Origin of the sequence: Clostridium sp. AM58-1XD (assembly GCF_003464085.1) — a bacterium.
In the GTDB taxonomy this organism is placed as follows: domain Bacteria; phylum Bacillota; class Clostridia; order Lachnospirales; family Lachnospiraceae; genus Lachnoclostridium_A.
The window spans coordinates 15,186-34,832 of sequence record NZ_QSDR01000040.1; the positions used below are offsets into that span (position 1 = coordinate 15,186).

The following is a 19,647-nucleotide window of genomic DNA, read 5'->3' on the forward strand; positions in this document are numbered from 1 at the left end:
ATCGACATTTTGTGAGAAAATGAAACCAAGTGTGACGTGATAAAATTAACAAATCCGTCAGCTGCTCAAATTACTTTTCGAAATTACATATTTGAAAGGAGTTTTAACATGATTTATTCACATGAAGTAGAAGAAATGTGTACAGTAGCGCAGGGCGTTAATCATGGTGCTGCCCCAATTCCGGAAGAAGCAAAATGGGTACAGTCCAAGGAAATTAAAGACATCTCTGGTTTAACTCACGGTGTAGGCTGGTGTGCTCCACAGCAGGGTGCATGTAAGCTCACATTAAACGTTAAAGAAGGCATTATTCAGGAGGCTCTGATCGAGACTCTGGGATGTTCTGGTATGACACACTCCGCAGCTATGGCAGCAGAGATTTTACCAGGAAGAACAGTTCTGGAAGCTCTGAACACAGACCTTGTATGTGATGCAATTAATACAGCCATGAGAGAGTTATTCTTACAGATCGTTTACGGAAGAACACAGAGTGCATTCTCTGAAGACGGACTTCCAATCGGCGCAGGTCTGGAAGACTTAGGCAAGGGACTCCGTTCTCAGGTTGGTACCATGTACGGTACTTTAAAGAAAGGTCCTCGTTATCTGGAGATGGCAGAGGGATATGTAACAGGTATCGCTCTGGACGAAGAAGATCAGATTATCGGATACCAGTATGTGAACCTTGGCAAGATGACAGATTTCATCAAGAAGGGCGACGACGCGAATACAGCTTACGAGAAGGCAAAAGGCCAGTACGGCCGTGTTGATGGCGCTGCAAAAATCATCGACCCAAGACAGGAATAATCCATTGGAAAGCCATGGGCTTTCGGACAATCCCTGCATAAAACGTACATTAACCAGGTAATAGATAATATTAAGGAGGATAATAGAATCATGGCATTATTTGAATCTTATGAGAGAAGAATTGATAAAATCAATTCCGTATTAAATAGCTATGGCATTGCTTCCATTGAAGAAGCTGAGAAAATCACAAAAGACGCAGGTCTGGATGTATATGATCAGGTTAAGAAAATTCAGCCGATCTGCTTCGAGAACGCTTGCTGGGCTTACGTTGTTGGCGCTGCAATCGCAATCAAGAAAGACTGTAGAAGAGCTGCTGACGCTGCTGCTGCAATCGGTGAAGGCCTTCAGGCTTTCTGTATTCCAGGTTCTGTTGCTGACCAGAGAAAAGTTGGTTTAGGACATGGTAACTTAGGAAAAATGCTTCTGGAAGAAGAAACAGACTGCTTCTGCTTCCTGGCTGGTCACGAGTCCTTTGCAGCTGCTGAAGGTGCAATCGGAATCGCTGAGAAGGCTAATAAAGTTCGCCAGAGACCTCTGCGCGTTATCCTGAACGGTTTAGGAAAAGACGCTGCTCAGATCATCGCAAGAATCAACGGATTTACATACGTAGAGACTCAGTATGACTACTACACAGGCGAGTTAAAGGAAGTATTCCGCAAGGCATACTCTGACGGAGCCCGTGCAAAGGTTAACTGCTACGGTGCAAACGACGTTCGCGAAGGCGTTGCAATCATGTGGAAGGAAGGCGTTGACGTTTCCATTACCGGTAACTCCACCAACCCGACAAGATTCCAGCATCCGGTAGCAGGTACATACAAGAAGGAATGTATGGAAGCAGGAAAGAAGTATTTCTCCGTAGCTTCCGGCGGCGGTACTGGCCGTACACTTCATCCGGACAACATGGCAGCAGGCCCTGCTTCCTACGGTATGACAGATACATTAGGACGTATGCACTCTGACGCTCAGTTTGCTGGTTCTTCTTCCGTACCGGCTCACGTAGAGATGATGGGCTTAATCGGCGCAGGAAACAACCCGATGGTTGGTATGACGGTGGCTGTCGCAGTTGCCATTGAGGAAGCCTCTAAAGCTGGAAAATTTTAAATAATGCTGATAGAATAAGATGTTTTGGAAATTTTGAGTGTGTTTGGTGGTTGGAATAAATGTTTTGATAATTAATAAACTATTGACATTTTCACTTCCTTGACGTAATATAATGTTAGCAGAGAAAAGTGGTTGTGTCCACTGGACGCAAAGCGAAACCCCAAGGAGGTGCAACTCCTTGGGGTTTCTTTTTCCTTTTGAAGAGGAATAACTTAGGCAGACTGTTGGTTATTTATCTCTGTCCAACCATTTACAAATATAGTAGCAAACTATACCTGCCATAACAGAGATAAGAAAAGTGGTTATGTATTGCACTGGTCGCACCTCCTTCCTGCTGGAAAGAGTCAACAGCAACTTTATTATATCGCTTCGATAGAAGGCTGTCCATTGTTTTGTAATAAATCCATAAAGAGTTCTGAACAGTAATCAGAACGGCAGAGTAGCACACTCATAGCGCACAAACACCCCTAGAATCCTTGAAAATCCAGCCTTCACCGTTTCCATTGAGGAGAGCGCAAAAGAAGGAAAGTTCTAGGCGAAAGCTTATAAAATAAGGCTTTTTAAAGATTGTAAAGATGGTTGATGGTCGGAATTAAAAGAACTATTCTGATGAGTGATAAACTATTGACATTTATAATTGTAAGGCGTAATATAATATTAGCAGAGAAAAGCGAATGTGTTCCAATGGTGCACAGACGATTCCCCAGGGAGTTGCAGCTCCCTGGGGATTCTATTTTCCTTTTGAAGTGGAATAACTTAGGCAGACTGTCGATTATTTATCTCCATCCAACCATTTGCAGATATAGTAGCAGACTATACCAGCCGCGATAGAGATAAGAAAAGCGATTATGTATTCCAAGTGTACACCTCCTTCCTGCTGGAAAGAGTCAACAGCAATTTTATTATAGTGGTTAAGCGGTGAATGTCTATGCTGACTTTTAAAATAGAGTGTGGGGATTGGAAGTCATCAGTAGTGCACAGTAGCACACTCATAGCGTACAAACACCCCTCAACCCCTTATAAAACCGTCCCTCATCGTTTCCATTGAGGAGAGCGCAAAAGAAGGAAAATGTTAAGAAAATGCTGATAGAATAAGAGATTTTCAAAGTTGTGAAAGTGGTTGGAACAAAAAGCAATTAGTAAGTGTTTCTTGACATTTTATTTATTTTGGTTTAATATAATGTTAGCAAAGAAAAGTAGTTATGTCCGTATGGCATAGTAAAAACCCAGAGAGTGGCAGCTCTCTGGGTTTTCTTTTCCTCCTTCTTAAGTAGAGTAACTTAGGCTGGCTGTCGATTATTTATCTCTGTCCAACCATTTGCAGATAAAGTAGCAGACAATACCTGCCGAAACAGAAATAAGAAAAGTAATTATGTATTCCGTGATGGCACCTCCTTCCTGTTGGAAAGAGTCAACAGCAATTTAATTATAGCTGCTAAATAATGGCATGTCCATTTCAAGCTCAATATCCTCTTCAAATATCTGTATAACCCTGTAATTGTTTAGCTTTATTAACCGCTCCTGAAAAGCGGACGGTTTTTTAGTGTACATGCTGTAAGTGACGGAGGTATCAATATATGGCTCCAAAGCGGAGGCATCGGCGACGGGGAAGAGATCCTTATGGCTGTCTATGAAATCTTTATTCTTTTCTTCAAGGCTGTAGTAAGGTGCGCTATTTCTGCCAAGTGACTGTAAATATTCAGATTTTGCCGGGCAGTAATCGCCCTCAATATATGTTCCCATGTAAACATGACCTGGCCCATCTTCCCATTCCTTAACGCCATATCCATGAAATAAATTATTTTTCCATTCGCCATTGTACGTATAGGTGTATCCATCGTCAGTCATCGCCCTGAATTTACCGGTACCATTTGCCCGGCCGTCTACCGTTTCACCGTTATAATATCCAATTCGGTTCGTGCCATCTGAAAAGACGACTAAAAAATCGTTGTCGTTCAGATATCCTTCTCTATTCGGCTTGTTATCTTTCCACAGGCCGTCGTATAGAATTTCTACCTTGTCCTTGTCATATGTAAATGTGCCGTCTCCGTCTGCCAGGCCGTTTAGGGCGCTGCCTGTATAGAGCCCGTCATATTCAGTTCCTGTAAATTCAGCAGTGAAAGGCGCATTAGTTAAAGTACCGTCAGCCGCCGCGCCGTTTACAAATGTTCCGCGATATTCCCAGCCGCCGTTTTCCCCATCTACATGGAAATACCCTTCGCCTGCCGGCAGGCCCTTTTTCAGAGTACCGGTGTATCGAGCAGGAATGGTCTGATCGGCAAATGGAATGGAAACCTCCTTATCTTCGACTTTTTGAGAACATGCGGTAAGTAAAACAAGGAATAAAAATACTCAGAAACCGGAGAGGAGAGAAACTTCCGACAGGCAGGCATGAGCGGTTAATGCAGGCATTTAAACATTTCAGTTGCAAATCAGTAATAATGCCGGGGAACATGTAATGCCGTCAATAACCGCGCCTGCAGCCTCATACTTACAGCAGCTGAATACTATACGCCGTTGTCTGCGGCGGGATGCTGGCTGTCTGGAAATTAGCATGTGTCACCCGGACCAGCTGGCCGGGACGTATGGAGCCCAGTCTTACGGGGAAGCCGTTTCTGTCCCTAATAACGGTAGAATTCGTAACGATAAATCTTGTCTGACTGCCAGGGATATTCGGTATGCCGGTAACAAGCACGTTAGTGATTGGATCGACCCGGACAACACGGCCTGTTGTGACGCTTGAGGAGGGGGGAGCTGCAGATGGAGCCCTTCTCGTAACGATCATAAATGCATTGGACTGAGGCGGGATACTCCTTGTCATATTCGGTGAAAAGGTTACGTTAATCCACATTCCTTTACGCAGATCGCAGAAACATACGCGGGCGCCGGATGAGTTGATAATAACGGTGCTGTTGGATACGTTCAGCCTTATAACTTCTATAAAAGTCAAGCCGTTTTGTCTTTGGCTGGAATAAGAAACCAGAATGGATCCGGTATTCCTGGTGGTGAATGAAACTTCCTCTATGAGGGCGTTGTCGATTCTGAGAAGATTGCCCTGCCGTACAATAGAACCTCTGTTGTCACTGCTCATATTTGGCCTCATAACGAAAAGATGTTTGTCATTAATATATGACTGGGAAAAGAAATGTTTCTATAAATTCTGGAATTAAGCGAAGCAGAATTCCAGGAAAGTGAAAAATTATTGAAAATCGGAAGAATCTCTGGTATACTTCATTTGCATTACAACTCAGGCACAGCCTGGACTGGTTCGAAAACTTCCCAGTATAAAAAACTAAGGAATGAAATGCGAAGAGTTTACTGCGCCTGCCTGTCAGGCGTATTTTTGCCATGTCCTTAGGACGTGGCTTTTTCTTTGCCTTTCTTTTCTTAAAACAGAAGAAAAGGAGAGAAAATAATGAAAAAACGCAAGGTACTGATTGACTGTGATCCAGGAATTGACGACAGCCTGACCCTGATGCTGGCTCTGACTTCACCGGAACTGGAGATAGTCGGTATCACAACGGTTTGCGGGAATGTTCCGCCGGACATGGGGGCTCAAAACGTACGGAAGGTGCTGAAATTAATGGGGCGCCTGGACATTCCTGTGTATCAGGGGGCTGACAGGCCTTTAGTGAAGGAATACGTGAGCGCTCAGGATACGCACGGTATGGACGGACTGGGAGAGGCTGAACTGGAAGAAATCGGTCTGAACGATGATTTACAAGGCAGAATCGCTTCCGGGGCGGCGGAATTTATTCAGAATATTTTGAGAAGCCAGGAACAGATATCCATCATCGCCATAGGCCCGCTGACAAACATTGCAGAAGCATTAAAGGCGGACAGGAGCGCATTTGCTCATCTGGATATGTTCGTCTCTATGGGAGGCAGTTTCAAAAGCCATGGAAACTGTTCTCCCGTAGCGGAGTACAACTATTGGTGCGACCCGGATGCGGCTGAGTTTGTCTATCAGAACCTGGGAACCAGAATTCATATGGTGGGACTGGATGTGACAAGAAAAATCGTTCTCACGCCCAATATATTGGAGTATATGAAAGTTTTAAATAGAGAGATAGGCCGTTTTATAGAAGCAATAACAAGATTTTATTTTGATTTCCATTGGAAATACGAGGGAATTATCGGATGCGTTATCAATGACCCGCTGGCAGTGGCTTATTTGATCCGGCCGGAGCTGTGCCGCGGCTTTGATGCATATACGGCCGTGGATACAGAAGGATTGGCGATCGGTCAGACAATAGTGGATTCCATGAACTTCTGGCATAAGAAGGCGAACAGTCACGTGCTGACAGAAGTGGATGAGCTGGAATTCATGACCATGTTTCTTGCGCGGCTCTTTGACCGGAAGGAAGAAGAGGTCAGAGATGTCCTGAACCAGATTATGGTGACAGGAGGCGGTTCCCGGTGAAAAGGCAGAGCACGATGCGCATGGCGGTGGCTGCCTTCTGCGCCGCCGTTAATTTTTCCGGCGCCTATATAGCACTCTGCCTGAAGCTGCCGGTCTGTCTTGACAGCATAGGTACTTTGCTGGCGGCTGCACTTCTGGGACCGTGGTATGGGATGGCAGCAGCTATGGGGAGCGCATTTTTGAGCGGTGTGACCAGCGATATATACGCACTTTACTTTATGCCGGCCGGTATGATTACAGGAATTACCGCAGGGCTGCTGTTTAAAACGCGGCTGTTTAAAGGCAGAAGGACAGCGGTCGGAACGGCATTGCTCACATTGCCAGGCAGTCTGGTCGGCGCCGTAATCTCAGCATTTGTGTTTGGCGGTGTGACATCTTCCGGTTCTTCCATTTTGGTACAGCTGTTTTGCCGCCTGGGCTGCGGATTGGTAGCCAGCGCATTTGCAGTTCAGATTATTACCGATTATGCGGACCGTTTTATTTCAGCGGCCCTGGTCCTGTCATTTCTGTCATATTTGACAGAGGAAATGAAAATGCGGCTGAGAGGAGGCCATGATTGATGGAACGATATCATGTAATACAGGAAAAAAATCCAAGGGAAATCGTGCTTTTAAAAGCATTTCCCTGCGTTTGGGGAAAATGTACATTCTGTGACTATACGGAAGATAATTCCAGAGATGAAGATGAAATGAGGTTTCTGAATTCCAGGGTTCTTTCCATGGTGACCGGGGAAAAGGGAGTACTCGAAGTTATAAATTCCGGAAGCTGTTTCGAACTGCCGAAGAGTACTTTAAAGGATATAAAGGATACGATAGACAAAAAGAAAATCCAGCGGCTTTTTTTTGAAAGTCACTGGATATACAGGCATAGACTGAACGAAATGCGGGAACTTATGGGGATTCCGATTACATACAAAATCGGAGTGGAATCCTTTGACAATGAATTCAGAGAAAAGGTTCTCAACAAACATGCGGATTTCAAAAGTCCAGAAGAGGTCGCTGAGTATTTTGATTCGCCCTGTATTATGGTGGGGATAGCGGGTCAGACGAAAAAGATGATTGAACGGGACATTGAACTGTTAAAACGCCATTTTAAACTGGGGACCGTTAATGTATTTACGGATAATTCCACCGCTATTAAGCGGGACCCGGAGCTGGTAACGTGGTTTGCCGTGGAATATGCATGGCTGAGAGACGATCCTTCAGTGGAAGTACTGTTTGAAAATACGGATTTCGGAGTGGGCGATTAAACGTCAAAAGAGTTCCTGCTAGATCATGGTGTCGTCCTTCATCATTTCAGACAGGCTGAAACAGCAGATTCTGCGGCTGCGATGCTCTTTAGGATACATAACTGATGGATTCGGGCATTCATGGAATATTGGACTTGTTTTCCCCTGGAGGATATGGTACAATAATCCGGCTTTCATACCGTAAAATAAGAGGTGTTCTGTGATCTGCTCACTGGAACAGCTCTTATTTTGACTAAGACAAAAGTGAAAAAAATAACAGGGGGAATAAAAAGTGCTGGCAGTATGTTTATTATTCGTTGGAATTGTTCTGATTCAGAATGGAGTCTGCAGTCTGGCTGGTGTTGACAAAAAATCGGCGGCTGTCATGAATGTGTTTACGGGAGGCCTGTCATTGTTCATCAACGGCGTGAATCTGGTGCAGGGAAACTATTATGCTGCGGGAACGGGCCTGCTGTTCGGCTTTACATATCTGTTTGTAGCAGCCAATGGAATATTCAGTCTGAATCCAATTCCATTTGCCTGGTTCTCTGCTTTTGTGGCAGTGAACGCGTTTATATTCGGGACGTTTGAGGGATTTTTGGGAATTCCGGAATGGGGAATACAGCCGGATATCCGATGGGCAGGAATCTGGTATCTCTGGGCAGTCCTGTGGTCCACGGCATTCATCGAGGACGTTATGAAGAAAAAGCTTGGTAAGACAGTTCCAATTCTTCAGATCGTAGAAGGAGTGATCACGGCATGGGTTCCGGGTATTCTGATTCTGTTGGGGAAATGGTAAATGATTATAAAAGGAGGGTGTTGCAAAAAGTCGAATCAGCTGTGCTACTGATACCAGATTCCGTTCCAGGCAGTGGTCAAATCACTACATCTGGTATCAGTGGCAATGCTTTTTCCCTTTTTGCAACACCCTCTTTGTGGTGCGGCGGATATTTAAATCAGTATGCCGTACGGCCTTCGGAATGGCCGGTAAGCATATAGTGTTCGTAATAGCATGGAAGGTCGTCGCCGTATACGGCGGATAAGTCAGGATTATTGTCCTTATAGACTGTACATTGAATGTACTGCAGCCCTGTCTGCCTTCACTCATTCCATTGGAAACAAAGTGGCTGTACAGTTTATCCGAATCGTAGCCAAAGGTTTCTGCCAGCTCCGGATATTTTTCAGCATAGTACGATGAGTCAAAAATATAGGAACAGCACCCCTTGTAGTCATCGCAGAACCATTTATTCGAAGAAGCAGTACCGGATGACGATCCGCCTCCGACTGGAGAATTCTGCACGGAACCGGAAGAAGAGCCGGTACCTGAGGTATAAGGGCATACGCCATTCGGATGAAGATGAGGACCATAGCCGTGATGATAATGGTAATCTCCAAGTCCGCTCTTATTTTTGTAATCATGGTGGCCTCCGTTGCTGTCGGTCCTGCCGGAATGTGCTTCTGACTCCATAACGAATGCAGGGCTTATGGAAATGCCCGCAGCAGCTGTGGACAGACAAAGGGCCATAAACAGAGCTTTTATCTGCTTTTTCATTGTAAATCCCTCCCCAATAAAATCGTTTTGCCGACGTACGGCTATATGACTATTATGGCCTATATCGCCATGATTTTCAAGGGGAATTTCCAGATTCCGATACAGATTACATACAAGAGGAATCAGCAGGGCTGGGCGAGGATACGATCGTTGTTCCGGTTGACCCATGCGGTCGATGCATCCATCGCAGTCCTGCAGGCATCTGTCTGGTCAAGGGAATTCAGCATGACAAAATCATGGATGGTTCCCTGAATCCGGATGGCAGTCACGTCATTTCCAGCCATGCGCAGTCTTTTGGCGTAGGATTCACCTTCCTCCCGCAGCACATCAGCTTCTCCATTGATAATCATGGCAGGGGGAAGGCCGCAGAGCTGGTCACTGGATGCTCTTAATGGTGAGGCGGTTATCTCATTTCTGGCCGCGGCAGAAGGAGCATACTGCTGCCAGAACCACATCATACCGGCGCGGTATAAGTAGTAGTCGGAGGCAAACTGTTCGTAAGTACACGTATTAAAACATGCATTTGTGACAGGATAATAGAGAAGCTGCTTATTGATTGCAGGGCCGTTTCTGTATTTTGACATCAGGGTCATGGCGATTGTCATATTTCCGCCTACACTGTCGCCTGCAGCGGTGAGCGTCCGCAGGTCGGCTCTGGGCCAATAGCCGCTGATCAGGGAAGGGAGAGCAGAAAGGACGCGGTAGCACTGCTCGATCGCGACAGGATATCTGACTTCTGGGGAACGGCTGTACTCCGGAAAAACGACAAGGGAATTCGTACGGGCCGCCAGCTCGCGCACCAGCTTTTCATGGGTGTGGAAGCTTCCGAATACCCATCCGGCGCCATGTATGTAGAAAATAACGCTCTGAACGGTATCACAGTTCGGCGGTGAAATGAAATACAGAGGAAATTTACCGCAGTCGCCTCCGTCAAATATCATCTGCCGTATAGATGCAGGATACATAAATACCGGTTCGTCCTGCAAATCTTCCAGGACTTTTCTGCCCTGTTCCGGAGGAAGCTGGAAGATCAGCGGCGGTACGGAGGCGGTGTTACATACGGCTTCTGCAGCCGGTTCAAGCGGGATTCGTCTCTTCATATTGGTCTCTCCTTAATAATAAATCCATATTATCAGTAGTATGCAGTTCGATTCCAGAATATTTCATAAGGGAAAGACTGTTTTCAGACTTGTACGTCCCAGATACTGGTGTTATAATCTTTATACTATCTTTAGATCAGATAAAAAAGACTTATACTATATTAATGTACATAATGGGAGGAAACCATGAGGATTGTAATCATTGGCTGCGGAAAGGTTGGAATGACCCTGGCAGAACAGCTTTGTGATGAGCATCAGGATGTAGTGATTATTGACTCTTCACTGAGAAGAATGCAGGAGATACCTGAAAATATAGACGCAATGCGGATCGTTGGAAACGGCTCCAGCATTCAGACGCAGCTGGAAGCAGGCGTGGATCAGGCAGATATATTGATTGCTGTGACAGGATCGGATGAGCTCAACCTGCTCTGCTGCCTGATCGCTAAAAAGGCGGGCGACTGTCAGACGATTGCAAGGGTGAGAAACCCTGTTTACAGCAAGGAGATTGGTTTTATAAAGGAGCGTCTGGGAGTTTCCATGGTCATTAACCCGGAGTTGGCTGCAGCGACTGAGATAGCCAGACTTCTGCGTTTTCCGTCTGCTATTAAGATCGACACATTTGCCAAAGGCCGGGTGGAGCTGCTGAAGTTTAAGATCAGAAAGGAATTCGGCCTGAATGATGTGGCTGTATCCGGTCTGCAGGACAAACTGAAGAGCAATGTTCTCGTGGCGGCAGTTGAAAGAGATGAGGACGTATATATACCAAATGGAGATTTTATCCTGAAAGACGGAGACAGTATTTCTCTCATTGCTTCCCCGCAGAATGCATCTGAGTTTTTCCATGCCATTGGACTGAAGACAAATCAGGTGCGCAACTGCATGATCGTCGGCGGCGGAAAAATAGCATATTACCTGGCCAGGCAGCTGATTGAAATGAAAATTACAGTCAGAATTATAGAAAAAGAGCTGGAGCGCTGCGAACAGCTGAGTGAACTGCTGCCGGAGGCCATGATTGTGAATGGGGATGGTACGGACAAAAAGCTCCTTCTGGAAGAGGGCCTTCAAAGGGCTGAGGGCTTCGTAACGATGACAAATATGGACGAGGAGAATATCCTGCTTACCCTGTTTGCAAAGGATCAGTCGACAGCCAAGCTGGTGACAAAAGTGAACCGGATCGCTTTTGATGATATTATCGAACGGCTGGATATCGGAAGCGTCATTTATCCGAAATACATTACGGCTGACTATATTCTACAGTACGTAAGGGCCATGCACAATTCAATCGGAAGTAATGTGGAGACGCTGTATCAGATTTTGGACAACAGGGCCGAGGCTCTGGAATTTTCCATTCGTGAAAAATCCCAGGTGACGGGCATACCGCTGATGAACCTGACTTTGAAAGACAACCTGCTGATCGGATGCATACACAGAAAGGGCAGAATTATGATTCCCAGAGGCCATGACTGTATAGAAGTTGGGGATACGGTAATTATTGTTACGACTCAGAAAGGACTTCATGATATTCAGGATGTTATGAAGAAGTAGGGGAATACAAATGAATTATGCAATGATTGCCTATATTACAGGCTGGGTGCTTAATATTGAGGCAGCCTTTATGGTGCTGCCTTGTTTTGTTGCTCTGATTTATGGGGAAAAGGATATATCGGCATTTCTCATTACGATTCTACTCTGTCTGATACCCGGAATTCTGCTGGTCAGAAAAAAACCGGCGAAGCGTATCTTTTATGTGAGAGAAGGGTATGTGACGGTTGCGCTCTGCTGGATTGTGATGAGCATCATGGGAGGTCTGCCGTTTCTGTTCAGCCAGGCGATCGTAAATCCGATTGATGCCCTGTTCGAAACGGTTTCCGGTTTTACGACTACGGGCGCCAGCATTCTGAAGGATGTAGAGGCGCTTCCGAAATGCGTCCTGTTCTGGAGAAGTTTTACGCACTGGATCGGAGGTATGGGCGTTCTTGTATTTCTGCTGTCCGTACTCCCGGCAGTCGGCGGATACCACATGAATCTGATGAAGGCGGAAAGCCCGGGGCCTGCTGTCAGCCGACTCGTTCCCAAGGTACAGTCTACGGCTAAAATCCTGTACGGAATCTACATTGCCATGACAATTCTACAGATTCTGCTGCTTTTGGCAGGCAGAATGCCTCTGTTTGACGCAGTGACTACGACGTTTGGAACGGCGGGAACCGGCGGATTCGGCATTAAAAATGACAGTATGGCAGGGTATTCCACCTATATACAGGTGGTGGTGACCATATTCATGATCCTGTTTGGAATTAACTTCAACGTCTACTTCCTGATTCTTGCCAGAAAGTTTTCTCAGGCGTGGAAAGCGGAAGAAGTGCGATGGTACCTGGGAATTATTGCGGCAGCCATCCTTGTTATTACGTGGAATATTCACAGCCTGTATGGAAATGCAGCCGCTGCGCTGCAGCAGGCGTCTTTTCAGGTGGCCTCTATTATCACGACTACAGGATTTGCAACTGCTGACTTTAACATGTGGCCTCAGGCATCCAGGACGATTCTCGTTATGCTGATGTTTGTCGGAGCGTGTGCGGGCAGTACGGGCGGCGGAATCAAGGTGTCACGTTTTGTGATCCTGTTAAAGACGGTGAACAAAGAGCTGCATCAGTTTCTCCATCCGAAGAGTGTAAAGAAGATTAAGATGGATGACAAGATCGTAGAGCACGAAGTCGTGCGGTCTACAAATGTTTTTATGGTCACATATACCATGATTTTTGCATTTTCCATCCTGTTTCTGGCTATGGATGAACACGATCTGATTACGAACTTTACGGCTGTGGCGGCAACATTCAACAATATCGGACCGGGGCTGGAGCTGGTAGGGCCGTCCTCCAACTTCTCAGTGTTTTCAAACCCGGCCAAGCTGGTGCTCATTTTTGACATGCTTGCCGGACGTCTGGAAATTTTCCCGCTTCTCCTACTCTTTTTGAAGGACACGTGGAAAAAATTCTGATCTGTTTGGCGCCGCAAACCGGGAAATAGGGAAATAATAAAAGGGGCTGCAAGAGTAAAATCAGACATGCTTCCGATACCAGATGGAGTACCAGGCCTCTGCCCGGGAATAAATCTGGCGCCGGAGCGAAGATTTTTCTTTTGCAATGCCTCTTTTTTGAATTTAAAGCGGTGTAGGAAGGCTGGATGATTTCTGTAAATTGTAGTTTATAACAGGGGAATGAAAAGGAGGACGAGACTTGAAACTGTTTCATTTATCAGATCTGCATATAGGAAAACAATTAAATGGCTACAGCCTCAGGGAGAACCAGGAGGCTGTTTTGCGTCAGATCGTAGAGGCGGCAGGAGAACAGAAGCCGGATGCGATTCTGATTTGCGGAGACATTTATGATAAATCGGTTCCGTCAGGAGAGGCATGCGATATCTTTAACCATTTTCTGGAAGAACTGGCGGATATACGGACTCAGATTCCAGTCCTGATTATTGCAGGCAACCATGACTCGCCGGAACGGCTGAGATTCGCCAGTTCTTTTTTGGAACGGCATAAAATATATATTTCCGTTCTGCCTCCGGAAGAAAAAGGGGAGTATCTGAAGAAAATCACTTTGTATGACGAACATGGGCCGGTGAATTTTTATATGCTTCCATTTATGCGTCCCGGTTATGTCAGACAGATGATCGAAGAAGAAAGAAAAGAGCAGGGAAAGGGTGGTCTGAAAAGTTTCGGCTACGACGAAGCGGTAAAGGCCGTGCTGGACAGAGAATTTATAGCAGAGAAAGAGCGGAATGTGCTTCTTTCTCACCAGTTTTATATATGGGGAGACAAACATCCTGATACGTGTGATTCGGAACTGGCGGCCGCTGCGGCAGGGGGACTGGACAGCATCGACATTAAGGCAGTATCTGCATTTGACTATGTGCACTGGGACATCTCCACGGCCCCCAAAAAGTGGGAGATCATAAAATTCGATACTGCGGTTCCCCATACAAATATTCAGTGAGCGAAGAAAACCATAAAAAGGCGGTTGCAGTTGTGACGATTCCGGCAAAGGGAGAGGATGTGAGGATTGAATCCGTGCCTCTTTATGGAATTCAGGACGTGCGGAAAGAGCGGGGAACGCTTGAAGAAATTCTTGGCCGTGCTGAGGGAGAGCGCTGCCATGATTTTGTCAGCGCAGTCCTTACGGACGAGAAAGAAATATATAACTTCAGAGAGAAACTGATTGAAAAATACGATCACCTTTTGGAAATCAAGTTGGATAATGAGAGGACCAGGAGAGGGATGGTGGAATCATCGGAGGAAATCCGTATTCTGAGTCCAATAGAAGCCTTTCAGGAATTTTATGAGGCTGTGCGGCACTGTCCGATGACAGAGGCAGAACGCCGAATGATGGAACAGATCGCCGCCCATACTGGAGAAGTGGATAAGGAGGAATTATGAAGCCGCTTAAGCTGATCATATCGGCGTTTGGTTCGTACGCTGGAAGAGAAGAGATTGATTTTGAAGGAATTGACCATGGAATTTTCCTCATTACAGGCGATACGGGCGCCGGTAAGACGACGATTTTCGATGCGATCACGTTTGCGCTTTATGGGGATATGAGCGGAGGAAACCGGGACAGCGCCATGATGCGCAGTCAGTATGCAAAAGAAGAATCAGAAACATTTGTTGAACTTTCGTTTATGGAGATGGGGATGGTTTATACGGTAACCAGGAGTCCCATGTACAGCCGTCTGAGCAGGAGGAAAAATAAAAATGGAGAATATACCAGGGTTCAGTCAGGTGCAAAGGTATGTCTGATATTACCGGATAAAAAGGAATATCCGGGCAATATCCGCGATGTAAATCAGAGGATTCAGGAAATTACAGGCGTAGACAAAAACCAGTTTACCCAGATTGCCATGATTGCTCAGGGAGAGTATCTGAAACTGCTCCATGCCTCTTCCAGAGAGCGGAAAGAGATTTTTTCCAGAATATTTAATACCTCCGTTTATCACAGAATACAGCAGGATTTAAAAGAAAAGAATCAGCAGCTTTTTGAAAAACTGGAAGACGGAAGAAAGCTCTACAGACATGAACTGGACCGGGTGGTATGTATGGAAGAAAGTCGTCTTCTTGAGGAATGGAAACAGGTGAAATCATGTCCGGAAACGGGAATTCAGGAAATTCTGGATCTGATGGGCCGCATATCAGAGGAAATCCGGGGGAGGGAAATGGAATGGAGACAGGAAGCCGATCTGCTTCACCAGAAGATATCCTCTTTGGAACGCGAACGGCAACAGATCATGGAAAATAATGAACGGATCCTGAAAAAACGGGAAGCCGAACGCATTTACAATGAACTGAAACAAAAGGATGAAGCGTACAGGGAAGAGAAACGGCGTCTGGAGCAGGCAGAACAGGCGTCATACGTCCGCCTGAAGGAAGAAAAATATCTGGAAGCTGATCGCGAGCTGAAAGATGCAGGAGAAAAAAGCAGAGCAATACGTTTAAGAAAACAGGAATTGGAAACGGAACTTGATTCGTTAACGGTTCAGTGGAAGGAAAGGCAGAAAGAAATTACGGTTCTGCTCCCTGGAATTCTGGAAGAGCTTATAGTGCTGCGTCAGGCTGGAACGCTTTATGAAAAGCTGGAAGCGGCACAGGCGGAATGGATGGATAAGAAGAACAGAGAAGAAAAGGCGAGGGGGAAATCGGAGCAGGAAGTGCTCTCTTTTCGAAGGTGGAACGATGAGACGGAGGCATTTCATGCAGAAGCAGCCCGGCTGGCCGACAGTCCTCGACAGTCGCTGAATTGGAAAAAGAAAAAAGAAGAGTGTACGGTGAGAAGAGAGCAGGCTGAAAAGCTTTCAGAAATGGAACACACAGCCGATCTGCTTCTGAAGGAATGGAATTCGGAAGCGGTAAGGCTGTCTGAGGCAGAACGGATATACAGAGAGGCGGGAAAGGCGTACGAGAAGATTTATTACGGATTTATTGCAGCCCAGGCCGGAATTATGGCTGCGGCTTTGAAAGAAGGGGAAGAATGCCCCGTATGTGGTTCAACGAGCCATCCAAAGAAGGCGGCAGTCATCGAAGGAACTGTGACGGAAAACCAGGTGACTGCAGCCGGAGAACAGAAAGAGGAGGCGGACCGCGGGCTCAGGGCACAGGCGGAAAGGACCGGCAGGGCAGAGACGTTATACCGCGGACAGAAAGCAGTGCTGGATGAAATGAGGGACGGATTGCCAGGCGCAGATAATCAGGAAATAAAGGAGCTGGTAAAACGGTGCAGAGAAGAGGAAGCCCGCGCCGCACAGATTTTAGAAGAGGCTGAAAGAGAAGAGAACAGGCTGACAGAGGTAAAAGAAGAACTCAGAAAACGGGAGGATGCCAGATACGGACTGGAACAGAGAGTAAAGGAGCAGGAGGAAGTGTGGAGAACTGCCAAAATGGAAGCAGATATTGCGGAAAGAGAGCTGTACAGGATTCAGAGGGAGGTTCCGTATCCATCGAAAGAGGAAGCTGATCTGCAGCTTAGACGGCTTGAAGAAGGGAAAAACAGGCTGGAAAATGAAGAGCAGGCATGGAAAGATCAGGAGAAGAGATTGACAGAAGGCATACGGGAACAGAACGGAAGCCTGCTGACCTCCATGGAAACGGAAAACATGTGGAGGAAGAAAGAAAAAAAAGCGTTTGAAGAATTTGAGAACGAAATGAGTATCCGCGGTTTTACAGCAGACCATGCATACAGAGATGCCCTGATGGACCAGGAAGAGATCCGCAGGCAAAGAGAATTTTGGCAGAGATATGAACAGGACTGTATAAAAGCAGAAATTCGCTTCCGGCAGTATGAGGAACAGGCGTCAGGAAAAGAATGGAAACACCCCGAAGCTGGAGGCGGAACTGAAAGAACTGGGAGCTCAGGAAAAAGAAATCCAGGAACGGGCTGGAAGACTGTCGGTCTTAAGGGCATGCAATGAAGGCGCGGAAAAAGAGATTCGCAGACAGATGGCTGTCAGAGAAAAGCTGGAGAAAGAATATCAGACGGTCCATCTCCTTTATCAGACGGCAAACGGGAAACTATCAGGGACAGCCGGTCTGGATTTTCAGACGTATATACAACGGCAGTATTTTAAACAGATGATACAGGCGGCTAATAAGCGGCTCAAATTTATGGCAGACGGACGTTTCTTTTTAAAATGCAGGGAGCTGGAAGATTTGGGCAGGCAGGGGGAAGTCGGCCTTGATCTGGATATTTACAGCATGGAGACGGATCGGATCAGAGATGTAAAGACCCTGTCTGGCGGGGAATCTTTCATGGCTGCTTTGTCTATGGCTCTGGGAATGGCGGATGTCATACAGAATGCTGCGGGTAACGTCCGCCTGGACACGATGTTTATCGATGAAGGATTTGGTTCGCTTGATGAGGAATCGCGCATGAGAGCTGTCCGTGTACTTCAGGATCTGGCCGGAGAAAAACGGCTGATCGGTATCATTTCCCATGTGACGGAATTAAAAGATCAGATGGAGAGAAAGCTTATTGTATGGAAAGATGAAAAGGGAAGCCACATACGGTGGGGAAATTTCACACTTTAGCCACATATTTTTCAAAGTGTAATCACAAATGAAATTTATCCTTCTACTAAGATACGAATTATACAGATGCAGCGATTTTAGCAGAAAGGGAAGACCATGAAGAAAAGTTGGGCGCTTATTATAATGGTGATGATACTGGGCACAGGTATTGCTGCCGGATGCAGCAGAGATGACTGGGAAATCACAACAGAAGAAGCAGAGAGCGGAAATTCTGAGACAGCAGAAGGCACCCAGGGAACAAGAGAAAAGTTTCTGGGAATCATAACAAATATAGATGGCAGTACAATTACGGTAAGTGTTGAAGAGGAGATATCCGAAGAACGCAGGAAAGAAACGTTGAATAAGAAAGGGCAGGATCAGGGAGAAAAACAGGAGCCGCTGTCTGATATGCCGGAAGGAGTAACCGATCTGCGCGTGCAGGAAGAGGTCGTGGTGTTCGACCTTTCGCCGGAAATCAGAATTTGCAAGGCGGAGGAAGGGAAACAGGTAGAAATTGAAGCCCAGGAGCTAAAAGAAGGGGATTTTGTTAAACTGGAACGAGAGAACGGAATGGTGACGTTTATGCTCGTTATGAACGGCATGCCGGGTATGAATAAAACAGAGATCAGGGGAGAGGATGCAGTTCTTGACGGCGCTTATACTCTGGAAGGAGAGACGGCAGACTCGTCTGGGGAAAAATTTGCTTCGGAAATGCCCGATCAGAATGCGGTTCTTGTGAAAGCGAAGGGAAGTCTTCAGCTGACTAATGCAGACGTAAGTAAGACTGGAAGCACTAGCAGCCAGGATGACAGCAGTTTTTTTGGTGTGAATGCGGCTGTCGCAGCGATTGGCGGCGGAAGGATACAGTTACAGGATACGACAGTAGAATCAGATGGAGAGGGAACGAATGCGGTATTTGCATCTGGAAACGGAACCGAAATTACGGGACATAATCTCAAAATCTCTACAAACGGAGTGGCTTCCAGAGGATTAACGGCAGCCGACAGAGGAATTATTACAGCCGTAAATACGGATATTGCAACAGAGGACAGCCAAAGCGCGCCTGCAGCCGCCATAAAAAAAGGAATTCTCAGCTTAAAAGAAGGAATTTTATCCTCAGCAGGGGAGGAAAGCCCCTGTATCTATTCAGAGGGAACGGTGAACGCTGAGAACGTGACAGGAACAGCGGACAGCAGCAGAATTCTCGTAATAGAAGGGAGCAGTTCAGCAGTATTGAAGCAATGCGCCCTGACAGGTGCCGGGAGTACGGGAATACTGATCTGTCGGAAAGCAGTATCCGACGATGAAAGCGGAACAGCCATGCTTCATATTATGGATTCCATCCTCACGACATCATCGGGAGGGCCTATGTTTTACATTGTTAAAACAGATGCAGAGATCATAATATCCAATTCTGCCCTCAATTTTGACAGCGGTATTCTCGCTCAGGTATCCGGCCGTAATGTTATGAACAGGAAGCAGGTGGAGAAAAGGGGCGGTACACTTACTTTGACGGCTAACAGCCAGGAGCTGAAGGGAGACATTATCTGTGATGAAATCAGCGGGATTACGCTGAAATTGACGGTAAACAGCGTTCTGGAAGGGGCGGTAAATGGAGAGGGACAGTCGAAGGCTGTGGAAGTAAATCTGGATCCGACATCATCATGGATTGTGACAGGGGATTCCCATATTGCAGTTCTTAGAAATGAACAGGCTGACAACAGCAACATCCAATCGAATGGATATACAATATTTTATGATTCCAGCCGGGAGGAAAACAGTTGGCTGGGGGGAGAAACAATTGAACTACAGGATGGAGGAAAAATAGCACCTGAACAATGAACGGAAATAAGAACTATTAATTTTAAACTATTTATATAAAATTTAAAC

The 19,647-nt window shown here is 46.2% G+C and carries 17 protein-coding genes and 1 riboswitch; of the genes, 13 read left to right on the forward strand and 4 right to left on the reverse strand.

Annotated features, from left to right (window positions below):
* Window positions 1-108 precede the first annotated feature (108 nt).
* Both DXA13_RS18315 and DXA13_RS18320 read left to right on the forward strand, forming a co-directional pair.
* Window positions 109-801: a hypothetical protein gene (locus DXA13_RS18315; protein WP_118246490.1), complete on the forward strand. Its 693-nt coding sequence runs from the start codon at window positions 109-111 to the stop codon at window positions 799-801.
* A gap of 90 nt (window positions 802-891) precedes the next feature.
* Complete coding sequence (locus tag DXA13_RS18320; RefSeq protein ID WP_118246491.1) at window positions 892-1,902, forward strand: GGGtGRT protein; 1,011 nt, start codon at window positions 892-894, stop codon at window positions 1,900-1,902.
* A gap of 1,422 nt (window positions 1,903-3,324) precedes the next feature.
* Here DXA13_RS18320 and DXA13_RS18325 read toward each other — a convergent pair.
* Together DXA13_RS18325 and DXA13_RS18335 are read right to left on the reverse strand one after the other, a co-directional pair.
* Window positions 3,325-3,750, reverse strand: a complete 426-nt coding sequence (locus DXA13_RS18325) for an MORN repeat-containing protein (protein WP_118246492.1) — start codon at window positions 3,748-3,750, stop codon at window positions 3,325-3,327.
* A gap of 643 nt (window positions 3,751-4,393) precedes the next feature.
* Window positions 4,394-4,993 (reverse strand): hypothetical protein, encoded by a 600-nt coding sequence (locus DXA13_RS18335; RefSeq protein ID WP_118246493.1) that lies wholly within the window; start codon window positions 4,991-4,993, stop codon window positions 4,394-4,396.
* Between the two features lie 166 nt (window positions 4,994-5,159).
* Window positions 5,160-5,204, forward strand: a riboswitch (PreQ1 riboswitch).
* A 113-nt stretch (window positions 5,205-5,317) separates the two neighbouring features.
* Here DXA13_RS18335 and DXA13_RS18340 point away from each other — a divergent pair.
* From DXA13_RS18340 to DXA13_RS18355, 4 genes are all read left to right on the forward strand, one after another.
* Window positions 5,318-6,325 (forward strand): nucleoside hydrolase, encoded by a 1,008-nt coding sequence (locus DXA13_RS18340; RefSeq protein ID WP_118246494.1) that lies wholly within the window; start codon window positions 5,318-5,320, stop codon window positions 6,323-6,325.
* Window positions 6,322-6,885, forward strand: a complete 564-nt coding sequence (locus DXA13_RS18345) for an ECF transporter S component (RefSeq protein WP_207662186.1) — start codon at window positions 6,322-6,324, stop codon at window positions 6,883-6,885. The genes DXA13_RS18340 and DXA13_RS18345 overlap by 4 nt, the downstream gene beginning before the upstream one ends.
* Complete coding sequence (locus DXA13_RS18350; protein WP_118246495.1) at window positions 6,885-7,574, forward strand: radical SAM protein; 690 nt, start codon at window positions 6,885-6,887, stop codon at window positions 7,572-7,574. Before DXA13_RS18345 ends, DXA13_RS18350 begins: the two co-directional genes overlap by 1 nt.
* Window positions 7,575-7,845: 271 nt before the next feature.
* On the forward strand, window positions 7,846-8,352 hold the full coding sequence (locus DXA13_RS18355) for an AmiS/UreI family transporter (protein ID WP_118246496.1): 507 nt from the start codon (window positions 7,846-7,848) through the stop codon (window positions 8,350-8,352).
* A gap of 96 nt (window positions 8,353-8,448) precedes the next feature.
* Here DXA13_RS18355 and DXA13_RS22130 read toward each other — a convergent pair whose 3' ends face one another.
* Both DXA13_RS22130 and DXA13_RS18365 read right to left on the reverse strand, forming a co-directional pair.
* The gene (locus DXA13_RS22130) at window positions 8,449-9,105 is read right to left on the reverse strand and encodes a YHYH domain-containing protein (protein ID WP_347559920.1); all 657 of its coding nucleotides are present in this window, start codon (window positions 9,103-9,105) and stop codon (window positions 8,449-8,451) included.
* 122 nt (window positions 9,106-9,227) lie between these two features.
* Window positions 9,228-10,205 (reverse strand): alpha/beta hydrolase, encoded by a 978-nt coding sequence (locus DXA13_RS18365; RefSeq protein ID WP_118246497.1) that lies wholly within the window; start codon window positions 10,203-10,205, stop codon window positions 9,228-9,230.
* Between the two features lie 186 nt (window positions 10,206-10,391).
* Here DXA13_RS18365 and trkA point away from each other — a divergent pair, with 186 nt between their 5' ends.
* The 7 genes from trkA to DXA13_RS18395 all read left to right on the forward strand — a co-directional run bounded on the left by trkA (window position 10,392) and on the right by DXA13_RS18395 (window position 19,599).
* Window positions 10,392-11,750, forward strand: a complete 1,359-nt coding sequence (gene trkA / locus DXA13_RS18370) for a Trk system potassium transporter TrkA (RefSeq protein WP_118246498.1) — start codon at window positions 10,392-10,394, stop codon at window positions 11,748-11,750.
* Window positions 11,751-11,760: 10 nt separating this feature from the next.
* On the forward strand, window positions 11,761-13,200 hold the full coding sequence (locus tag DXA13_RS18375) for a TrkH family potassium uptake protein (protein ID WP_118246499.1): 1,440 nt from the start codon (window positions 11,761-11,763) through the stop codon (window positions 13,198-13,200).
* A gap of 238 nt (window positions 13,201-13,438) precedes the next feature.
* Window positions 13,439-14,200 carry an exonuclease subunit SbcD gene (gene sbcD, locus DXA13_RS22135; RefSeq protein ID WP_243009216.1) on the forward strand — a complete coding sequence of 254 codons (762 nt, stop codon included), beginning with the start codon at window positions 13,439-13,441 and terminating at the stop codon, window positions 14,198-14,200.
* Between the two features lie 32 nt (window positions 14,201-14,232).
* On the forward strand, window positions 14,233-14,640 hold the full coding sequence (locus tag DXA13_RS22140) for an exonuclease SbcCD subunit D C-terminal domain-containing protein (protein WP_243009217.1): 408 nt from the start codon (window positions 14,233-14,235) through the stop codon (window positions 14,638-14,640).
* Window positions 14,637-17,162, forward strand: a complete 2,526-nt coding sequence (locus tag DXA13_RS22145) for an SMC family ATPase (protein ID WP_118246500.1) — start codon at window positions 14,637-14,639, stop codon at window positions 17,160-17,162. Before DXA13_RS22140 ends, DXA13_RS22145 begins: the two co-directional genes overlap by 4 nt.
* A 28-nt stretch (window positions 17,163-17,190) precedes the next feature.
* The gene (locus DXA13_RS18390; RefSeq protein WP_243009218.1) at window positions 17,191-17,778 is read left to right on the forward strand and encodes an SbcC/MukB-like Walker B domain-containing protein; all 588 of its coding nucleotides are present in this window, start codon (window positions 17,191-17,193) and stop codon (window positions 17,776-17,778) included.
* Between the two features lie 96 nt (window positions 17,779-17,874).
* Window positions 17,875-19,599 (forward strand): hypothetical protein, encoded by a 1,725-nt coding sequence (locus DXA13_RS18395; protein WP_118246502.1) that lies wholly within the window; start codon window positions 17,875-17,877, stop codon window positions 19,597-19,599.
* Window positions 19,600-19,647 lie beyond the last annotated feature (48 nt).

Excerpts from the sequence above, each read along its gene's own strand:
- DXA13_RS18365 (WP_118246497.1), bottom strand. The coding sequence starts at position 10,205 with ATGAAGAGACGAATCCCGCTTGAACCGGCTGCAGAAGCCGTATGTAAC.
- DXA13_RS18375 (WP_118246499.1), top strand. The coding sequence starts at position 11,761 with ATGAATTATGCAATGATTGCCTATATTACAGGCTGGGTGCTTAATATT.
- DXA13_RS18320 (WP_118246491.1), top strand. The coding sequence starts at position 892 with ATGGCATTATTTGAATCTTATGAGAGAAGAATTGATAAAATCAATTCC.
- DXA13_RS22130 (WP_347559920.1), bottom strand. The coding sequence starts at position 9,105 with ATGAAAAAGCAGATAAAAGCTCTGTTTATGGCCCTTTGTCTGTCCACA.
- DXA13_RS18335 (WP_118246493.1), bottom strand. The coding sequence starts at position 4,993 with ATGAGCAGTGACAACAGAGGTTCTATTGTACGGCAGGGCAATCTTCTC.
- DXA13_RS18395 (WP_118246502.1), top strand. The coding sequence starts at position 17,875 with ATGAAGAAAAGTTGGGCGCTTATTATAATGGTGATGATACTGGGCACA.
- DXA13_RS18350 (WP_118246495.1), top strand. The coding sequence starts at position 6,885 with ATGGAACGATATCATGTAATACAGGAAAAAAATCCAAGGGAAATCGTG.
- trkA (WP_118246498.1), top strand. The coding sequence starts at position 10,392 with ATGAGGATTGTAATCATTGGCTGCGGAAAGGTTGGAATGACCCTGGCA.
- DXA13_RS18340 (WP_118246494.1), top strand. The coding sequence starts at position 5,318 with ATGAAAAAACGCAAGGTACTGATTGACTGTGATCCAGGAATTGACGAC.
- DXA13_RS18325 (WP_118246492.1), bottom strand. The coding sequence starts at position 3,750 with ATGACTGACGATGGATACACCTATACGTACAATGGCGAATGGAAAAAT.
- DXA13_RS22145 (WP_118246500.1), top strand. The coding sequence starts at position 14,637 with ATGAAGCCGCTTAAGCTGATCATATCGGCGTTTGGTTCGTACGCTGGA.
- DXA13_RS18315 (WP_118246490.1), top strand. The coding sequence starts at position 109 with ATGATTTATTCACATGAAGTAGAAGAAATGTGTACAGTAGCGCAGGGC.
- DXA13_RS18390 (WP_243009218.1), top strand. The coding sequence starts at position 17,191 with ATGGCTGTCAGAGAAAAGCTGGAGAAAGAATATCAGACGGTCCATCTC.